At 39.9% G+C, this 16,029-nt stretch carries 16 protein-coding genes; 13 read left to right on the top strand and 3 right to left on the bottom strand.

The annotated features are described in order from the left end of the window. Nucleotides 1-303 precede the first annotated feature (303 nt). The 4 genes from P8610_RS04360 (at nucleotide 304) to P8610_RS04345 (ending at nucleotide 4,465) form a co-directional block, all read left to right on the top strand. Nucleotides 304-1,464, top strand: coding sequence for a S8 family peptidase (locus P8610_RS04360; RefSeq protein WP_394603233.1), 1,161 nt, complete (start codon nucleotides 304-306; stop codon nucleotides 1,462-1,464). A gap of 365 nt (nucleotides 1,465-1,829) precedes the next feature. After that, nucleotides 1,830-2,831 carry a S8 family peptidase gene (locus P8610_RS04355; protein ID WP_394603232.1) on the top strand — a complete coding sequence of 334 codons (1,002 nt, stop codon included), beginning with the start codon at nucleotides 1,830-1,832 and terminating at the stop codon, nucleotides 2,829-2,831. A 40-nt stretch (nucleotides 2,832-2,871) separates the two neighbouring features. Beyond that, a complete protein-coding gene (locus tag P8610_RS04350; RefSeq protein ID WP_289496169.1) occupies nucleotides 2,872-3,042 on the top strand; it encodes a hypothetical protein in 171 nt (56 codons plus the stop codon). Between the two features lie 310 nt (nucleotides 3,043-3,352). Continuing rightward, nucleotides 3,353-4,465: an MBL fold metallo-hydrolase gene (locus P8610_RS04345; protein ID WP_394603231.1), complete on the top strand. Its 1,113-nt coding sequence runs from the start codon at nucleotides 3,353-3,355 to the stop codon at nucleotides 4,463-4,465. 45 nt (nucleotides 4,466-4,510) lie between these two features. Here P8610_RS04345 and P8610_RS04340 read toward each other — a convergent pair whose 3' ends face one another. Then, nucleotides 4,511-5,023, bottom strand: coding sequence for a cupin domain-containing protein (locus tag P8610_RS04340; protein ID WP_394603230.1), 513 nt, complete (start codon nucleotides 5,021-5,023; stop codon nucleotides 4,511-4,513). Nucleotides 5,024-5,441: 418 nt separating this feature from the next. Here P8610_RS04340 and P8610_RS04335 point away from each other — a divergent pair, with 418 nt between their 5' ends. Beyond that, entirely contained in the window at nucleotides 5,442-6,017 is a 576-nt protein-coding gene (locus P8610_RS04335) for a thioredoxin family protein (protein WP_289496167.1), read from the top strand. 63 nt (nucleotides 6,018-6,080) lie between these two features. Continuing rightward, a complete protein-coding gene (locus tag P8610_RS04330) occupies nucleotides 6,081-7,001 on the top strand; it encodes a CobW family GTP-binding protein (protein ID WP_394603229.1) in 921 nt (306 codons plus the stop codon). A 267-nt stretch (nucleotides 7,002-7,268) separates the two neighbouring features. Here P8610_RS04330 and P8610_RS04325 read toward each other — a convergent pair whose 3' ends face one another. Then, nucleotides 7,269-7,691 carry a hypothetical protein gene (locus P8610_RS04325; RefSeq protein WP_394603228.1) on the bottom strand — a complete coding sequence of 141 codons (423 nt, stop codon included), beginning with the start codon at nucleotides 7,689-7,691 and terminating at the stop codon, nucleotides 7,269-7,271. 88 nt (nucleotides 7,692-7,779) lie between these two features. Here P8610_RS04325 and P8610_RS04320 point away from each other — a divergent pair, with 88 nt between their 5' ends. From P8610_RS04320 to P8610_RS04310, 3 genes are read left to right on the top strand one after another with little or no spacing between them, the layout of a single operon-like run. After that, nucleotides 7,780-8,391, top strand: a complete 612-nt coding sequence (locus P8610_RS04320) for a hypothetical protein (RefSeq protein WP_394603227.1) — start codon at nucleotides 7,780-7,782, stop codon at nucleotides 8,389-8,391. A 9-nt stretch (nucleotides 8,392-8,400) separates the two neighbouring features. Continuing rightward, nucleotides 8,401-8,964: a hypothetical protein gene (locus P8610_RS04315; RefSeq protein ID WP_394603226.1), complete on the top strand. Its 564-nt coding sequence runs from the start codon at nucleotides 8,401-8,403 to the stop codon at nucleotides 8,962-8,964. A gap of 29 nt (nucleotides 8,965-8,993) precedes the next feature. Then, nucleotides 8,994-9,179 (top strand): hypothetical protein, encoded by a 186-nt coding sequence (locus tag P8610_RS04310; protein WP_394603225.1) that lies wholly within the window; start codon nucleotides 8,994-8,996, stop codon nucleotides 9,177-9,179. Between the two features lie 9 nt (nucleotides 9,180-9,188). On the opposite strand, the gene P8610_RS04305 is transcribed toward P8610_RS04310, so the two are convergent. Further along, nucleotides 9,189-9,869, bottom strand: a complete 681-nt coding sequence (locus P8610_RS04305; protein ID WP_394603224.1) for a haloacid dehalogenase type II — start codon at nucleotides 9,867-9,869, stop codon at nucleotides 9,189-9,191. A 126-nt stretch (nucleotides 9,870-9,995) separates the two neighbouring features. Here P8610_RS04305 and P8610_RS04300 point away from each other — a divergent pair, with 126 nt between their 5' ends. The 4 genes from P8610_RS04300 to P8610_RS04285 all read left to right on the top strand — a co-directional run bounded on the left by P8610_RS04300 (nucleotide 9,996) and on the right by P8610_RS04285 (nucleotide 15,991). Next, nucleotides 9,996-10,334, top strand: a complete 339-nt coding sequence (locus P8610_RS04300; protein ID WP_394603223.1) for a LapA family protein — start codon at nucleotides 9,996-9,998, stop codon at nucleotides 10,332-10,334. Between the two features lie 158 nt (nucleotides 10,335-10,492). Further along, nucleotides 10,493-12,505 (top strand): HYR domain-containing protein, encoded by a 2,013-nt coding sequence (locus tag P8610_RS04295; protein ID WP_394603222.1) that lies wholly within the window; start codon nucleotides 10,493-10,495, stop codon nucleotides 12,503-12,505. Nucleotides 12,506-12,800: 295 nt separating this feature from the next. Then, on the top strand, nucleotides 12,801-13,817 hold the full coding sequence (locus P8610_RS04290) for a LacI family DNA-binding transcriptional regulator (RefSeq protein WP_394603221.1): 1,017 nt from the start codon (nucleotides 12,801-12,803) through the stop codon (nucleotides 13,815-13,817). An 83-nt stretch (nucleotides 13,818-13,900) separates the two neighbouring features. Continuing rightward, nucleotides 13,901-15,991, top strand: a complete 2,091-nt coding sequence (locus P8610_RS04285; protein ID WP_394603220.1) for an amylo-alpha-1,6-glucosidase — start codon at nucleotides 13,901-13,903, stop codon at nucleotides 15,989-15,991. Nucleotides 15,992-16,029 lie beyond the last annotated feature (38 nt).

The following is a 16,029-nucleotide window of genomic DNA, read 5'->3' as shown; positions in this document are numbered from 1 at the left end:
AACATCCCTCCAATAATAGGTTTCTTCATTAGGTATACCTCTTGTTGTGAATTTTAAACACGTTACCTTTTTGACTGCTAAAAAATCACTGTTCGTAATAGGACAGGTCTGGGTCCAGATGAAGAAAGATTCAATAAAAATGAAAGTCCATTCATGACTTTTTCCCTATTTTAAGTTAAAACTTTTAAAAATTAGTAGTATCTATTTGTTTTTGCTAGAATAGTAAAATTTTTCTTTATTTTCTGTTAATTCCTCTCTATATTAGAAATTGTAGTTCGACACTAAATTAGAGGAGTGAAGCAAATGATTAAGAAGATTGCCACTATGGCAGCGGTTTTACCATTAGTAGTCTCTCTTGCATCACCAGCTGCAGCAGCAAAAAGTACAGAGGTAAAGGCGAACGTAACGCCACAAGAAATTATCGTAAAATTTAAAGATAGCGTTTCAGAATCAAAAGCAAAGTCATTCGCAGTAAAATCGAATGATGAAGTAAAAGAAAAAACTCCTAAGTTTCACGTTATTAAAGTGAAAGATGGAGATGTGGATGCTGCAATCGCTGAATATGAAGCTAGTGGAAATGTAGAGTATGCAGAACCGAACTATACATACCATGCTTCTTGGACGCCAAACGATTATTATTTCAATAACGGCGTACAATACGCTCCGCAAAAAGTAAGCGCACAATCGGCTTGGGATATCACACGCGGATCATCTTCTACAAAAATTGCTATTTTAGATACGGGGGTTGATTATAACCATCCAGACTTAGCAGGAAAAGTAATTAAAGGATATGACTATGTGGACCGTGATTGGGATCCGATGGACCGTCATGACCATGGAACACACGCAGCAGGTATCGCTGCAGCACAAACGAACAACTCATCAGGTATTGCAGGTATGGCACCAAACGTATCGATTTACGCTGTTCGAGTTCTTGACCAAAACGGAAGTGGATCTTTGAGCAACATTGCAAATGGAATCTACCATGCTGTAGATAACGGTGCAAAAGTAGTTTCACTTAGCCTTGGGGGACCAAGCGGATCTACGGCACTGCAAAACGCTGTAAACTATGCAGTATCTAATGGTGCAGTAGTAGTAGTAGCTGCTGGTAACGAAAATACTTCTTCACCAAGCTACCCTGCATACTACTCGAACGCTATCGCTGTAGCTGCGACTGACCGTAATGATAACAGAGCTTCTTTCTCGAACTACGGATCATGGGTTGATGTTGCCGCTCCTGGCGTAGACATTGCTTCAACTGTACGTAACGGCGGATATGCTTACATGTCTGGAACATCTATGGCTTGTCCTCTTGTTGCAGGAATTGCAGGATTACTAGCTTCACAAGGCCGCAGCGGAGCAAACATCCGTGCTGCAATTGAGAACACAGCTGATTATGTGCCAGGAACAGGTTCTTACTACTCTAAAGGCCGCGTTAATGCAGCAGACGCTGTACGTTATTAATCTATAAATTCCAAACAAAACAACTCTCAAGGATGGGCATATGTCCAGTCTTGGGAGTTTCTTTATTAACTAGTGTTAAAAGACTAGAAAAAAGCGTCGAATTATGACGAAAGGTAAGAATAAGGACATATGTTCGTACTGCGTAAAATGTCGATGTAGACATAAAAGCTCATATTTAAAGTCAGGACTTGTGGCAACTTTTAACAGTTTGGTAGAATAGTATTATAACCCCCATCTAGAATCTTTATTTCTTATGAAACTCAAGTGATAAGAAAGGAGGTTCATTTTTCATATAGCCACACGAAAATCCACACAAAGCTCAAAATGATGAACCCTATTCTTTTAACTAAAAGGAGGTAAGAATCATGAGTGAAATTTGTTTAATTCCCTTTGTACTGGAAGAAGTAATTGAAGAATCAAAAGAGGAAATTCCATACGGAGTCGAGATGATTAACGCACCAGCTTTTTGGCGTGAAGGAGAAAAAGGCCAAAGTGTTGTTGTCGCTGTACTCGATACGGGATGTGACACGAGCCACCCTGAGTTAGTGAACCGCATTGCTGGAGGTCGCAATTTTGTAGACGGAGATGAAGATGATTATCGTGATGCGCATTATCACGGAACACATGTTGCAGGTACGATCGCTGCCACTTTAAATAACGCTGGAGTAGCAGGCGTAGCACCAGATGTGAAGCTCTTGATCTGCCGGGTTCTTGGTAAGGATGGAGGAGGAACGTATCAAGGTATCATTGATGCCATTGATTATTCCGTAAATTGGCGGGGAGAGAACGGTGAACGAGTGCGTGTCATCTCCATGTCGCTAGGTGGCCCAACTGATGTACCTGAACTTCACGAGGCGGTTCAACGAGCGGTACTAAATGATGTACTTGTCGTCTGTGCAGCTGGAAATGAGGGTGACGACAAAGAAGATACGAACGAGCATGCTTATCCTGGAGCGTATAAAGAAGTGGTACAAGTTGGTGCGGTTGATTCAAAAATGAAACTTGCTCCATTTTCAAACACAAATGATGAAATTGATCTTGTGGCCCCAGGAGTTGATGTGGTTTCAACATACCCTGGAAATAAATACGCCAAGCTGTCTGGAACATCAATGGCCACTCCGCACGTTTCAGGTGCAGCGGCATTGCTTATTGAACGCGAGGAGAAATTGTTTGGCCGTGAGCTTTGTGAAGCAGAGGTGTATGCACAATTAGTGAAAAATACGTTAAGCATCGGATTGACGAAAAAAGCAGAAGGTAACGGATTGCTAGTTCTGAATGCACAAGAAAAAGCAGTGTGTGATAAGGAGACATTACGAGTAATGAGAACTCCTATTGAAACGGCTGCAGCTGAAGAGCCTGAATCATAAATTTAGCCCCGTTTCTTAGGAAGAAAGGGCGTGTTGGGGGATGGCGTATAAAATTATTGCCCTTCTGATCAGCTTTGCAACCCTGTGTGTCAGGATTTATGAAGAGATGAGAAGGCGTGCGAAAAACCAAGCAAAAAAAGCAGAGCTAGAAAAGAAAAAGAAGCGAAAGCGTAAGAAAACAGCAAAGAAAAAGGTAAAGGAAAGTGCTTAAATGAATAAGAAGAATGAAAGCTGATCTGTTTGGACGAGAGAATGTCTGAACAGATCAGTTTTTTTGCTGTCGGTTTAACAGGCGAGGGGCTTTTGTGTAATTAAATCCACAAGTTTTTACCTTCAATCCACGAGATTTGGCTATCAATCCAGAAATTTTGAGGATTTATCCACGAGTCGACACAATGTTTCAAATTTCGAGCATGCAATCAAAAGCCACACTTAAAGAGATCTCAACCTAAAAAGTTGCGAACAAGCAAACAGAAGGAGTAGTATATTTACACCATGTTACATAAGAGAGGGTCATAACTATGCTCGTTCTAAGTATCTTAATTGCTGTAATACTAGCAGTCATTTTATTTATCAGTTTACATCCCGCGTTTGGACAAAAGCCGTCAAAGAAAACAATACAACATTACAATACAATCGATCATTATCATAACGGCACATTCAGTAATATAATTCCAACTGAAATGGCGACAGATTTCCGTTCTATGCTGCCTGTTTTAAAAGAATTTTTACGCGGCAATCCAAATAGACAGCCCAAACAAGCCATTCCTGTCAAACCGTCTCAATTTTCTGCACAGAACAATAATAAAGCCACTAAGGTTACGTGGTTCGGTCATTCTGCTTTTTTAATAGAAATCGATGGAAAGCGTGTTCTTTTAGATCCGATGTTTGGCAAGGCACCATCACCCGTACCGTGGTTTGGAAACAAACGCTACAGCAAAGAATTGCCTTTTCGCGTTGAGGATTTGCCAGAAATCGATCTTGTTGTGTTTTCGCATGATCATTATGATCATCTAGATTACGAATCGATTAAAAAATTAAAACACAAAGTGAAACAGTTTGTAGTACCTCTTGGGGTTGCCGGACATCTAAAAAGATGGGGTGTTGAAAGAAAACGAATCAAAGAGTGCAACTGGTGGGATGAGGTAGAAATGGCGGGAATCGGTCTCGTTTGTACGCCTGCCAGACACTTTTCAGGAAGAAGCCTAACAGACCGAAATTCTACACTTTGGTGTTCGTGGGTTTTAAAAGGAAAAGATTCAAAAATCTACTTTAGCGGTGACAGCGGATATGGCCCACACTTTAGAGAGATCGGAGAAAAATACGGTCCGTTTGATCTAACGTTAATGGAATGCGGTCAGTATCATGAAAAGTGGGCTGCAATCCACATGATGCCTGAAGAAACAGTGCAGGCACACATTGATGTGAGAGGTAAGATAATGTTTCCGATTCATTGGGGTGCTTTTACCTTATCACTGCATGATTGGGTCGATCCAGTTGAACGAGCTTTAAAAGCCGCAGATAAACAAGGTGTAGAGGTATGTACACCAATGATCGGAGAGACAGTAGCCGTCCATTCAGATAATCTGCCAAAACGAAAGTGGTGGAGAAAACAATTTCAAAAGAACACGTAAAAAAGAGTGACCTTACGCTGAGGTCGCTCTTCGCTGTTTTCTCCATTAATTTTTCCATAAATCCAACAAAGGACCATCACTTCCGAAAAGAGGATCTGTATCAGGAAGGGGAACGAGCATGATATCATCTAACACTTTTGGTCTATCATCAGGTTCACCTTTTTTTAAGTCATGATCCATGCCGTCAGGATAAGCGCCTGCTACTTTAAAATCAGTACTTGAACCAATTAATTTGTGTCCCGTTCCAGCAGGAAGAACGATTACGTCCCCTCTAGAAACTGTGACCGAAACTCCATCTTCACCGCCAAGCTGCAGCACAGCCTCACCGCTCATCACGCCAAGAACTTCATGTGTATTGCTGTGATAATGGTGATAATCATACACACCATTTTTCCAGCCGTTGGTCCAGCCGTTCTTCTCAAATACATGCAAAGCATCCTGTGGTTCTTTTAGTTGACCGACATACAACAAAACAGGCCATGAAGGATGATTCGGGATCATGCCATCGTCTGTAAAAAATAGCGTTTTCACATCTTCGCTAAGTATTTTCATATCCATAAGACTCCTCCCCCGTTTTTCGTAACATTTCCCTTATTTTTATGAAAAGAAACCTTTCAATTTCCTGAATAATTAACAAAGAGAAAAGAAAACAAAAGCAAAACTGCGAAATAGCTCAATAAATGACGAAAACTTATGTGTTCAAAAAAGTTTTCTTTTGTGTGAAAAGAGGTAATAAGAGAATACATAGTTAAAATGTTAGCGAAAGGTGGAAATCAGTATGAAGTACAAAGCGAAGGACTGGCTCCGGTTAACGCCGAATGAGAGATACCTGCTTTTATTCGCTGTTTCCCAACTCCAGAAAAAACTTAGAGCAGGTTAAAAGAACCAAAAAAATAAATTTAAGACGTTTTCATTGCCACAACTCCCCCTTGTTTGGTTAAAATAAGAATACATGATAAACAGGGAGGAACACAGGATGACAGACCTCAATACATGGTTCGATAAAGGCATGACTCGCTATGCATATATAAACTCTATGAAAACACACAAGGAAAACCTGCTTACAATCTACAACTCATTCGTACTCCCAGATCCCATGAAAGATGCGTTGCAAGGTATGCAAAAAAGCCGGCTGCGAGCCATTGTGATTACCGAAGACTGGTGTGGTGATGCGATGCTGAATCTCCCTGTTTTTATGCGCATGGCTGATGAAGCCCTTATTGATGTTCGTTTTATCTTGCGCGACCAGCATCCAGAACTAATGGATCGGTACTTAACAGGCAAAGCGAAATCAATTCCAATCATCATATTTATCGATGAAAATGGAAAAGAGATCGTGAAATGGGGACCGCGTGCACCAAAACTCCAACAGATTGTTGAAGAACGAAAGAGAAAAATACCATCCAAAGATGATCCGCGATACGAAAAAGCATTTAAGCATTTTGCAGAGAAAATCTCCAGCTTATTTACGACTGACCATGCTCTTTGGGAAGAGGTAAGTTTGGATATTATAAAGAAACTTTTAGTTAAGTTAAACGTAAACAGCCTGTAATGGGCTGTTTTTTGCTTTGTGATAAAATAAAACAGATAATTCCTATTGAGCTTGAGGTGTACGATGAAAAAGAGAACAAATGTAATTATACTAGCCGGTTTCCTAGGCAGTGGAAAAACAACGTTGCTAAAGCAGCTGCTGGAGTATGAAAAAGAGCACAATCATAAAACCGCTGTATTGATGAATGAACTAGGTACGGTGTCGATTGATTCCGATGCGGTTCCCGGCGATGTGCCTTTAAAAGAATTGTTAAATGGATGCATCTGTTGTTCTTTATCGGATCAGCTGGAAAAACAGCTTTGGTCACTATGTAAAGAAAACGAGCTAGATACATTAATCATTGAAGCAACTGGTGCGGCTCATCCGATTGATGTTCTAGATGCTTGTTTGTCACCGTATTTGTTAGATGACTTACATGTATCAGGTATTATTTCTATAATGGATGCACCGAGATGGTTAGATCGAGACAAGATGAATGTTCAAGCGAAAATGCTGATGCTCGAACAAATAAAACATGCGGATTTTATTATTTGGAACAAAACAGTTAGTTTGTCTGAGACGCAAAAGAGGCAGCTGGAAAGCGATGCAAAACGATTGAACGAAGGTACGCCATACATGTTAACAGACTATGCCAAAGTGGAATTGTCACAGTTTTTTTCACTAACGGTAAAAAAACGGTCAGAGCATCACCCCGTAACAGCTGAAAAATTAAAGGTGAAAACGTGGATTTATTCTTTTCAAGCATCTGTTAAGAAAGACGTTTTTGAGAACTGGCTGCGCGAGGCACCGTCTTCTATTTATCGTATAAAAGGCTATATCAAAAACGAGGACCAGCAAATCTATCTTTTTCAATATTCCTACGGATTGCCATCTTACGAAAAAGAGCTAATGAAGATGCCGCTTAGACTTGTTTTTATCGGTGAAGATTTAGACGTGGAGAAATTAACAGAAGGATTGCAGGAAGTTGAAAGAATGAGTAAGTAAGAATTATAAGAATTTCTGGAGATTATGAGCGGTTCCAGAGGTTTATGAGCGATTCCAAGGTTATACGAACGATTTCTGGACTGTTAAGACACTTGAGAAGATCGCTATCAAGTGTCTTTTTATAGTTTATTTTTATTTTTCTACGAGATGGAATTTGTTAAGAAGATAATCGCCGCCATGTTGCTTGGAATGGAAGCTTGGTGCCTAATTTCTAAGAAGGTTCTCAAAAGGTACATCGGTAGCAACTCCTTGTTGACACAGAATTCTTTAATATAAACAAACCTCATTCATATACATGTCTTTATCCACCATTTCAGTTACTCCTGGTTTACTATCAGACACATCTATATAACTTCCAAGCATTTTCTCTTCAACAGTTAGAATGACAGCCTCTAGATACTCTTTATTACAACTTTCCTTTAACCGGTAACGGTATTGTGTAATTTTTTTATCTTTATAACCATTAAAGTGTACGTTGGCAAGACTGTAGGTTCGAAGGGCCTCTGGATACTCAGGTACTGTGAATTTTTCTTTTTTCGGTATATAAAAAGCGATATTCCAGCCTTTTTTTTGAATCCATTCTTCATGTTCATTCGGAGTGGTGATCTTCACATAGGAATGCAGAATTAAAAATGTTGCAAGAAAGGAAAGGACAAACAAACCGCATCCATAAAACAGCTTTTTCTTCAAAAAAATCCCTCCTAGTGACCCAAGTTAAATGATTTATGTTAACCTAATATTATCATAATTTTCCAATTTTAGAAGAAGAGGTGTTTATGTGAAAACAAAAATAATGACTCATGATCACCGTAAAATTCATTCTGATATTTATAGAATGAAACCTGGTCCTGTTTCTGTTCGTAAAATACCAGCAATGAGTTATATTACACAAGAGATGAATACAGCTTATCGTATGGATTGGGCAGGTCGGCCTGAGCCTATTGATGAAGCTTGGTTGGTTTGGAAAGTTGTGAACCAGCTAAAAAACATAACAAAAAACAACTTGGATTATAAATTTACGTTAATGCCACATGAAATTCTTTGGCATGAAAAAAATGATGAAAGATCACTTGCAGCACAGATGATGCAAGTACCGGATTGTATTACAGAAGAGATGTTTGAGGAAGCACAACTTCATGTAGCGAAAAACTTGAAAAGTGAACTGCCTCGAATGGAACTCATAACATCGGAGTCGGTACTATGTGTGCAAAAGCTGCATATTGGCCATTATCGTGACACTAACGAAACGTTAAAAGAAATTTTTGATTTTGCAGAACAAGAGGGTTATAAACTAGATAAAAGTTACAGAGAAATCTATTTAACACCTGCAATGATGTGCCATAAACCAGCAACGTGGAAAACGGTTGTGAGTGTAGAAATTCATAATTAGGAGCTTATCATGAGCAAAGACAAAGTGAAGTTTAAACTTGAAATGAAAGAGGAAAATAGAGGTTTTTCATTTTTATTAATCGCCATTTTTGTAGGATTGATTATAAGTTCACTTTTTTTACTATTTGTGGGATCTGATTCAAAGATAGAAGCCCAAATAACGGCTAGTGAATGGGGAGAGGCAGAATTACAAAATAATGAACCTATGAAATATCGTTTGTTATCAGACTCAGAAAAGGGTAAATACGTTGATGTAGTATCTGAGACGAATAAGGACGAACAGCCTGTCTACTCTTTTGAAAATATGGATATGTTTCAATGGAAGATAAGCCGCAACGAGTATGTTTATAAATTACACTATACGGGCTTAAAAACCTGTGCAGAGTGCCAAAAAGATGTCTGGGTAAGGGTGAAAAAAGAAGATATCGGATGGGTAGTCCCTCACATTCAGTTTTCTGAAACAATGGCAGAACCTTTGATACAAGGAATTGAAGGGGAGCAGGTTCCAACCTCAGAGAAACAAGAAAGAGAGTTGGAAGAGAAGAAGTCATTTATTACGAAACTCTTTAATTAGTAAGTAAAAACATTCTGGGAGTGTTAATCGTGAGAAATCGTTACCTTGGCATTACATTAGTTGTACTTGGTGCACTAATTATGATTGGGTCATTAACCATAGAAACAGATTATGAAAGGTATATCCGTATTTTTGGAGGTGGTTTGTTCTTTATAGGCACGCTGATCATACCAGATTATTTCATTACCTCTAATAATAAAACAGAGAATAAATAAGAGCGGTCTTCATCTAGAAGGCCGCTTTGTTTCATGCTTTAAAAGTTCGGATAGATTGCTAAATTCAAAGTCAGGTTTTATACCAAGTAAATCCATTGGCAGTTTTGCGCGATTAATCCAAGCCGTTTTAAAACCATATGATGCTGCACCAGTTATGTCCCAAAAGTTAGAGCTCATAAATAGAATTTCATCACGGTTTACACCGAGCATTTCGTGAGCATACTTGTATGCAGCAGGAGCGGGTTTATAATGTTTAACCTCATCAACAGATAATACATCCAAAAATCTATCTAGTTTACGGTTCTTTACCAATGGTTTAAGCATCTCGTTCGTTCCGTTTGAGAATATAATTTGCTTAACTTCTCTCTGGTAAAGTTTTTCCAGTGTTTCTTGAACTTCAGCGTATGTTTCAAGTTCTAAATAAGCCCCCATTAACTGATTCAGGGCATCTTCTTTGCAATGAAGTGTTAATTTTTTTAAAGTAAATAAAAGAGCGTTGCGCGTTATTTCGGAAAAGGGGAAATAACGCTGAGTGAGTTGGTGCAGCATAAAATACTCCACCTGTTTTTTACGCCATTCTTCACTGATCTCTTTCCCGTAACTTTTGAAAAGAGATTCTGCTTTTTCAGTAACGGAATGCACATCAAACAGTGTTCCATACGCATCATAAACATACGCTTTAATCGTCAAATGAAGCACCACCTTATAAAGAAGGATACCCGAAATCGCGATCGCTCAAATCGTTCAATAAAAAAATTCTTTCATTCAAGTGAATTTCCTGTAATTACGGGAATAGATAACAATGAGGTGATAATAATGAAAATGCAATTGTATCTGTTATTTGGTTTTATTTTTGCACTGATCATTGCAACATTCGCGGTTATTAACGTTGGTGATGTTGAAATCAACTATCTGTTTGGAACGGCTAACTGGCCTCTAGTGCTTGTCATTCTTGGTTCAGCCGTAATTGGTGGTCTATCTGTAGGACTTTTCGGTTTAATAAAGGTCATACAGCTGCAGAGACAAGTAAAAAAGCTTCATCAGATTCAAAATGAAAAAGAAACTTGGAATGCTGATCAAAAAAGAGAGATTGTAGAAGAAGAAAAAGTGGAACCCGCACAAGAAATTCCTCATGAACGAGCAGAAGACAGGTAAATATGAGTAAAGAAGCGCTCCTAAATAGGGAGCGTTTTTTTATTGAAAAAGATAAGCAAATAACCTGCACCAAAGGCACAGGCAGCTCGTCCAAACATTTCATATTATGAAACAGGGTCTAATAACCCCTTAAGCTAAAAAACAAAGGAGGTGTAACAATGCCTATTATTAACCCTAGCTTTGAAACAGGGGACTTCACAGGCTGGAATGTTAATGTGCCTACAGGAGGGTCAGCAACTGTTGTTACTTCATTTACTACCCCATTCGCTCCAGTTGTTACTTTCTCTCCAGTTCAAGGTAATTTCTTTGCCGTACTTAAAACTGACGGCTCTGGTAATTTCACAAGTGTTTCGCAAACATTTTTTGCATGTGCTGGTGATCAAATTTCAGGATGGGCTTTTTTTCAGTCGCCCGAAGTGCCGCCGACTCAGTTTAACGATTTTGCAGAAGTACGAATCTTATCAGGAGCTACTTTAGTGGCTACCCCTTACTTTGCTTCTGTTAACTCAACAGGGGATACTGGCTGGAGCAACTGGACTTATACATTTTTAACTTCAGGAACGTATACATTAGAGGCTCGTATAACTAATGTTGGACGTGCTGCAGTTGACTCTTTTATGGGTCTTGACGCAATCAATTTGGAGACAGCTGAGCAACCCATTACCTGTCCGCCAGATATCACAGTATCCAATGATCCTGGTCAATGTGGTGCTGTAGTTGAATATCCAGATCCAACGGTCGGCTGTCCAGATTTAACGGTAACCTGCAGTCCCCCGTCTGGAACATTCTTTTCTGTGGGAACGACAACTGTAACTTGTACAGCGACCGCTGCCACTGGTAATTTGGTTGCAGAGTGCACGTTTACCGTAACAGTGAATGATACTGAACCACCAACAATTACGTGTCCTGATGACATAACTGTAACGAATGATCCAGGTGAGTGCGGTGCTGTTGTAAATTACGGAAATCCAAACGTTATCGATAATTGCCCTGGTTACACGATTTCTTGTACAACTCCATCTGGATCATTCTTCCCAGTAGGCACAACCCCGGTAACCTGTACAGCGACCGATGCTTCTGGAAATTTATCTACGTGCTCGTTTACGATAACCGTAAATGATGAAGAACCGCCGACTATCACCTGTTCTGATAACATTGTGGTATCAAACGATCCTGGCCAATGTGGTGCATTTGTTAACTACCCAGATCCAACCGTTTCTGATAATTGCCCTGATCCTACATTTTTTTGTACACCAGGACCCGGATTCTTTCCTGTTGGAACAACGACAGTTAATTGTACCGCGATCGATACCTCTGGAAATTCAGCTTCTTGCTCGTTTACGATAACAGTAAATGATGACGAACCCCCAACCATTATCTGTTCTCCTAATATAACGGTGCCTAATACTCCAGGAGAATGTGGTGCTGTTGTAAATTATGGAGATCCAACCGTTTTCGATAATTGCCCTGATTACACGATTTCTTGTACACCTCCATCGGGGTCATTCTTCCCAGTAGGCACAACCACGGTAACCTGTACAGCGACCGATGCATCTGGCAATACAGCTGTGTGTACGTTTAACGTGACAGTCATTGATTTGGAACCCCCAACCATTATCTGTCCAACTAACATCATCCAAGATAATGATCCTGGCCAATGTGGAGCAGTTGTAAACTATTCAGAACCTAATGTTTCGGATAACTGTGCTGTTACAACATCATGTTCGCCACTATCTGGATCTTTTTTTCCGGTTGGAACAACTCCAGTTACTTGTACAGCTACAGATACTTCTGGAAATATAGCCTCCTGCACGTTTAATGTAACAGTGAATGATACCGAGCCGCCGATCATTGTCTGTTCACCTGACATCACAGTAATTGGCGACCCTGACCTTGGTGGAGCCATTGTAAATTATCCCAATGCTCTTGTTTCTGATAATTGTCCTGGTGCTGGAGCAGTTTGTTCTCCGCCTCCTGGTTCCTTATTTCCATTCGGAACAACAACTGTAACTTGTACAGCAACGGACGCTGCAGGAAATATAGCTACCTGTTCGTTTACAGTAACGGTAGTAGAACAAAGATTCATACTTTCATCCAAAATGGTTTTAGATCTAAGACTAAAATTACTTCAAAACCAACAGATTCGGATAAAAACTGATGAGAATGACTAACAAAACATTAAAAAGAGCTACATGAGTTTTATAGATTTATAGAAATATCTTAATGCTTTAGGCTGAACAACCTATTGAGTAACTGCCTCCATTTCTAAAAATGATAAACTTATTTTGTTCCAGGTAAGAGTAAATTTACCCTGAAGAAACCATTGACTGGTGTTCATCAGGTTTTTTTCTTTTATTGACTAATTGTGAAAACCTTTTTCTGAAATATTTAAATTGTACTTGAAAGCGTGTACAAAACACGTTAAGATAACAACTAATCAATCCGAAACGTTTTGGAGGATTTAAAATGGCAACGATTAGAGATGTCGCAAAAAAAGCAGGTGTATCGGTTACAACGGTTTCTAGAGCGTTGAACGGCTACTCGGATGTAAATGAAAAAACTAGAGAACGTATTAAGCAGATTGCACGAGAACTGAGCTACAGTCCCAACTTATTGGCGCGAAGCCTGGTGATGAAAAAGACAAAAACTATTGGACTGCTCGTGTCTGGGCTTCGTATTGAAGGCAGCAAAGATAACTTTACCTTTGAAGTGCTGTGCGGTGTTAATGATTGTGCGGGAGATCTTGGATATGAGCTCGTTTTAATCAGTACCGATTCAAAAAAACAGCAGGAAAAAACATACAACCAGCTTTGCAAAGAAAGAAAAGTTGAAGGTGTTATCCTGCAAGGAATCAAAACAGATGATCCGTACTTAGACGAAGTTTTAAAAAGTGATATCCCATGTATCTTAATTGATATTCCGATGGAAAGTGAATCGGTAGGGTACGTGACAACTGATAATAAAATGGGGGCTCAAACCGCAGTAGAGCATCTGACAAAACTCGGACACCGCAACATAGGGATGGTCAACGGACATAGCCAGGCTTTTGTCAGTCAGGAACGATTAGAGGGATACCAACAGGCGCTAGAAAAAAACGGCTTGGTGTTCAACGGAAATTATGTAGTGGACGGTGCTTTCTTAGAAGAAACAGCAGAACAAGTAACAACCGATCTTCTCCAAGAACATCCTGAGATCACAGCGCTATTTTGTGCAAGTGATTTAATGGCAATGGGAGCTATACGTGCAGCGAAAAAGATGGGGAAAACCCTTCCCGATGATCTATCCATCGTTGGGTTTGATAACATCATCCTATCTGCTTACTGTACACCCTCACTATCAACAGTCGCACAAGATCGTTATCAGTTAGGTGTTGAAGCAACTATCCTTTTAACAAATATGCTGGAAGGAAACCTAGCGAAAAAAAGTAAAGTGCTTCATACGGATTTTATAAAAAGAGAATCAACTACAGAAAACCACAGTTAGTGGTTTTTCATTAAGTCTTTACCGAAAACGTTTTGGAAAATCATTATACTTGAAAAAATGGAGAGAGCAGGGGGAAACAAACGATGAATTACCGCGTGATTAAAGAGAACGATTTATTTTTCTTAACAGACGATAAAGGCAATATCCCAAAAGAAAATGACTATGGATTGGGTTTATATACGAAAGACACTCGTTTTTTAAGCAAGTTCGATGTCAAGATCAATGGTCAGGACCCTATTCTTTTATCTTCTTCTGCGGATGAAAACTATATGGCGAAGATTTTGCTGACAAATCCTCATATGGAAGAAGAGGGTGAACTGATTTTATGGAGGGAATCAGTCGAGATTGAAAGAAAGCGCTTAATTTACGACGGCGTATTGTATGAAACCCTTCAAGTGAAAAACTATTACCCAAAACCAGTAGATTTTGAGGTAAGTGTTCATGTTGACGCTGATTTTACAGATATGTTTATCGTACGAGGTTTTCAAACAGGTGAAGTTGGAAAGCGTACAGGGGAAAAAGTAACTAACACATCTTTAGATTATTTTTATAAAGGATCAGATGATGTTGAACGCGCAACGAAGATTCAATGGAATCGTGAAGCTGAATCGGTAAAGAAAGAAGGAAACATTGCTTTTCAGTTCCATCTGGATCATGGGGAAGCACAGTCTGTAACATTCTCTGTTTCTCCTGAGATCAACGGAGAATCAGGTGTTGTAATCAATCCGGAAAAAGCGCTTCAAAACTTGCATGCTTCATACGAAAAGTGGGAAGCAGAAACTACAAAAGTGGAGACGGATTACAAGCCTCTTCAACGCTTGATAGACCGTGGAATCATGGACCTTCGTGTTCTTTTAACAGATATCGGTCATGGCTCATTCCCTGTTGCAGGTCTGCCTTGGTTTGGCGTTCCGTTTGGCAGAGACAGTTTGATTGCAGCGCTTCAAATGCTTGCTTTTAATCCTGAGATTGCAAAAGGGACATTGTTAACGATGGCATCACAGCAAGGTACAAAAGTAGATCCTTGGCGTGATGAACAGCCAGGGAAAATCATGCATGAAATTCGTTACGGTGAACTCGCGGCGACGAACCAGATTCCGTTTACTCCTTATTACGGAACCATTGATGCAACACCGCTATTTTTGGTTCTTTTATCTGAATACACAAAGTGGACAGGTGACTTAACGCTTGCAGAACAGCTGCTGCCAAATATAGAAGCTGCACTGAACTGGATCGACGAGTATGGAGACCGTGATGGTGATGGATTTGTGGAGTATCACCAAGAATCGAGCAAGGGAATCGCCAACCAAGGCTGGAAGGACTCAGGTGATTCGATCGTACACCGAAACGGTGATTATGCTGAAACACCAATCGCACTTTCAGAAGTTCAAGGCTATGTCTATCAGGCAAAAATTGGTGTTGCAGCGATTTTTGAGGCACAAGGAAAAAGAGAGGAAGCTAACAAACTTCGTGAACAAGCAGAGAAATTGAAGAATCTGTATGACGAGCAATTTTGGATGGAGGATCAACAGTTCCATGCGATTGCGTTAGATAAAGATAAAAAACAAGTCGGTACGTTAACGACTAACCCTGGACACGTCCTGTTTGCCGAGATGCTTGAAGAAGATAGAGCGGAAAAAGTGATAGAAAAGCTTGTGGGCCCAGTCTTCTTCTCAGGATATGGAATGCGTACGATGGCAGAAGGAGAAGCAGGATACAATCCGATGAGTTATCACGATGGAAGCATCTGGCCGCATGATAACAGTATGATTCTGCTTGGGATGAGTAAGCTAGATCACCAGCAAGAAGCTAACACAGTAATTAACGGGTTGATTGAAGCGGCAAGTCATTTCGAATATGACAGACTGCCAGAGCTTTTCTGCGGATACGATTCTACGATCGGACGAGCTGTAAAATATCCTGTAGCGTGTTCACCACAAGCTTGGGCTGCAGGAACTCCGCTCGTATTTGTTCAAACGATTCTCGGATTGTTTCCTGATAGTTTAAACAAAGTGATTAAACTTTCTCCTCAGCTGCTGGAAAACATGAATGTCCTTAAAGTTGAGCGTATCAAAATCGGTGAAGGTTATCTTTCAGTGGATGTTCAAAAAGATGGATTAAAAACAGTGGTGACCATTTTGGAAAATACTACGGGATATGAAGTTGTTCAATAATGGAGAGCCTCATTCACATTCGTTGAAGAAGGGAGCTA

It is taken from the genome of Fictibacillus sp. UD, assembly GCF_043558025.1.
Classification (GTDB): domain Bacteria; phylum Bacillota; class Bacilli; order Bacillales; family Fictibacillaceae; genus Fictibacillus.
This window is presented reverse-complemented; position numbering and strand designations above follow the sequence as displayed.

Excerpts from the sequence above, each read along its gene's own strand:
- P8610_RS04360 (WP_394603233.1), top strand. The coding sequence starts at position 304 with ATGATTAAGAAGATTGCCACTATGGCAGCGGTTTTACCATTAGTAGTC.
- P8610_RS04355 (WP_394603232.1), top strand. The coding sequence starts at position 1,830 with ATGAGTGAAATTTGTTTAATTCCCTTTGTACTGGAAGAAGTAATTGAA.
- P8610_RS04350 (WP_289496169.1), top strand. The coding sequence starts at position 2,872 with ATGGCGTATAAAATTATTGCCCTTCTGATCAGCTTTGCAACCCTGTGT.
- P8610_RS04345 (WP_394603231.1), top strand. The coding sequence starts at position 3,353 with ATGCTCGTTCTAAGTATCTTAATTGCTGTAATACTAGCAGTCATTTTA.
- P8610_RS04340 (WP_394603230.1), bottom strand. The coding sequence starts at position 5,023 with ATGGATATGAAAATACTTAGCGAAGATGTGAAAACGCTATTTTTTACA.
- P8610_RS04335 (WP_289496167.1), top strand. The coding sequence starts at position 5,442 with ATGACAGACCTCAATACATGGTTCGATAAAGGCATGACTCGCTATGCA.
- P8610_RS04330 (WP_394603229.1), top strand. The coding sequence starts at position 6,081 with ATGAAAAAGAGAACAAATGTAATTATACTAGCCGGTTTCCTAGGCAGT.
- P8610_RS04315 (WP_394603226.1), top strand. The coding sequence starts at position 8,401 with ATGAGCAAAGACAAAGTGAAGTTTAAACTTGAAATGAAAGAGGAAAAT.
- P8610_RS04300 (WP_394603223.1), top strand. The coding sequence starts at position 9,996 with ATGAAAATGCAATTGTATCTGTTATTTGGTTTTATTTTTGCACTGATC.
- P8610_RS04295 (WP_394603222.1), top strand. The coding sequence starts at position 10,493 with ATGCCTATTATTAACCCTAGCTTTGAAACAGGGGACTTCACAGGCTGG.
- P8610_RS04290 (WP_394603221.1), top strand. The coding sequence starts at position 12,801 with ATGGCAACGATTAGAGATGTCGCAAAAAAAGCAGGTGTATCGGTTACA.
- P8610_RS04285 (WP_394603220.1), top strand. The coding sequence starts at position 13,901 with ATGAATTACCGCGTGATTAAAGAGAACGATTTATTTTTCTTAACAGAC.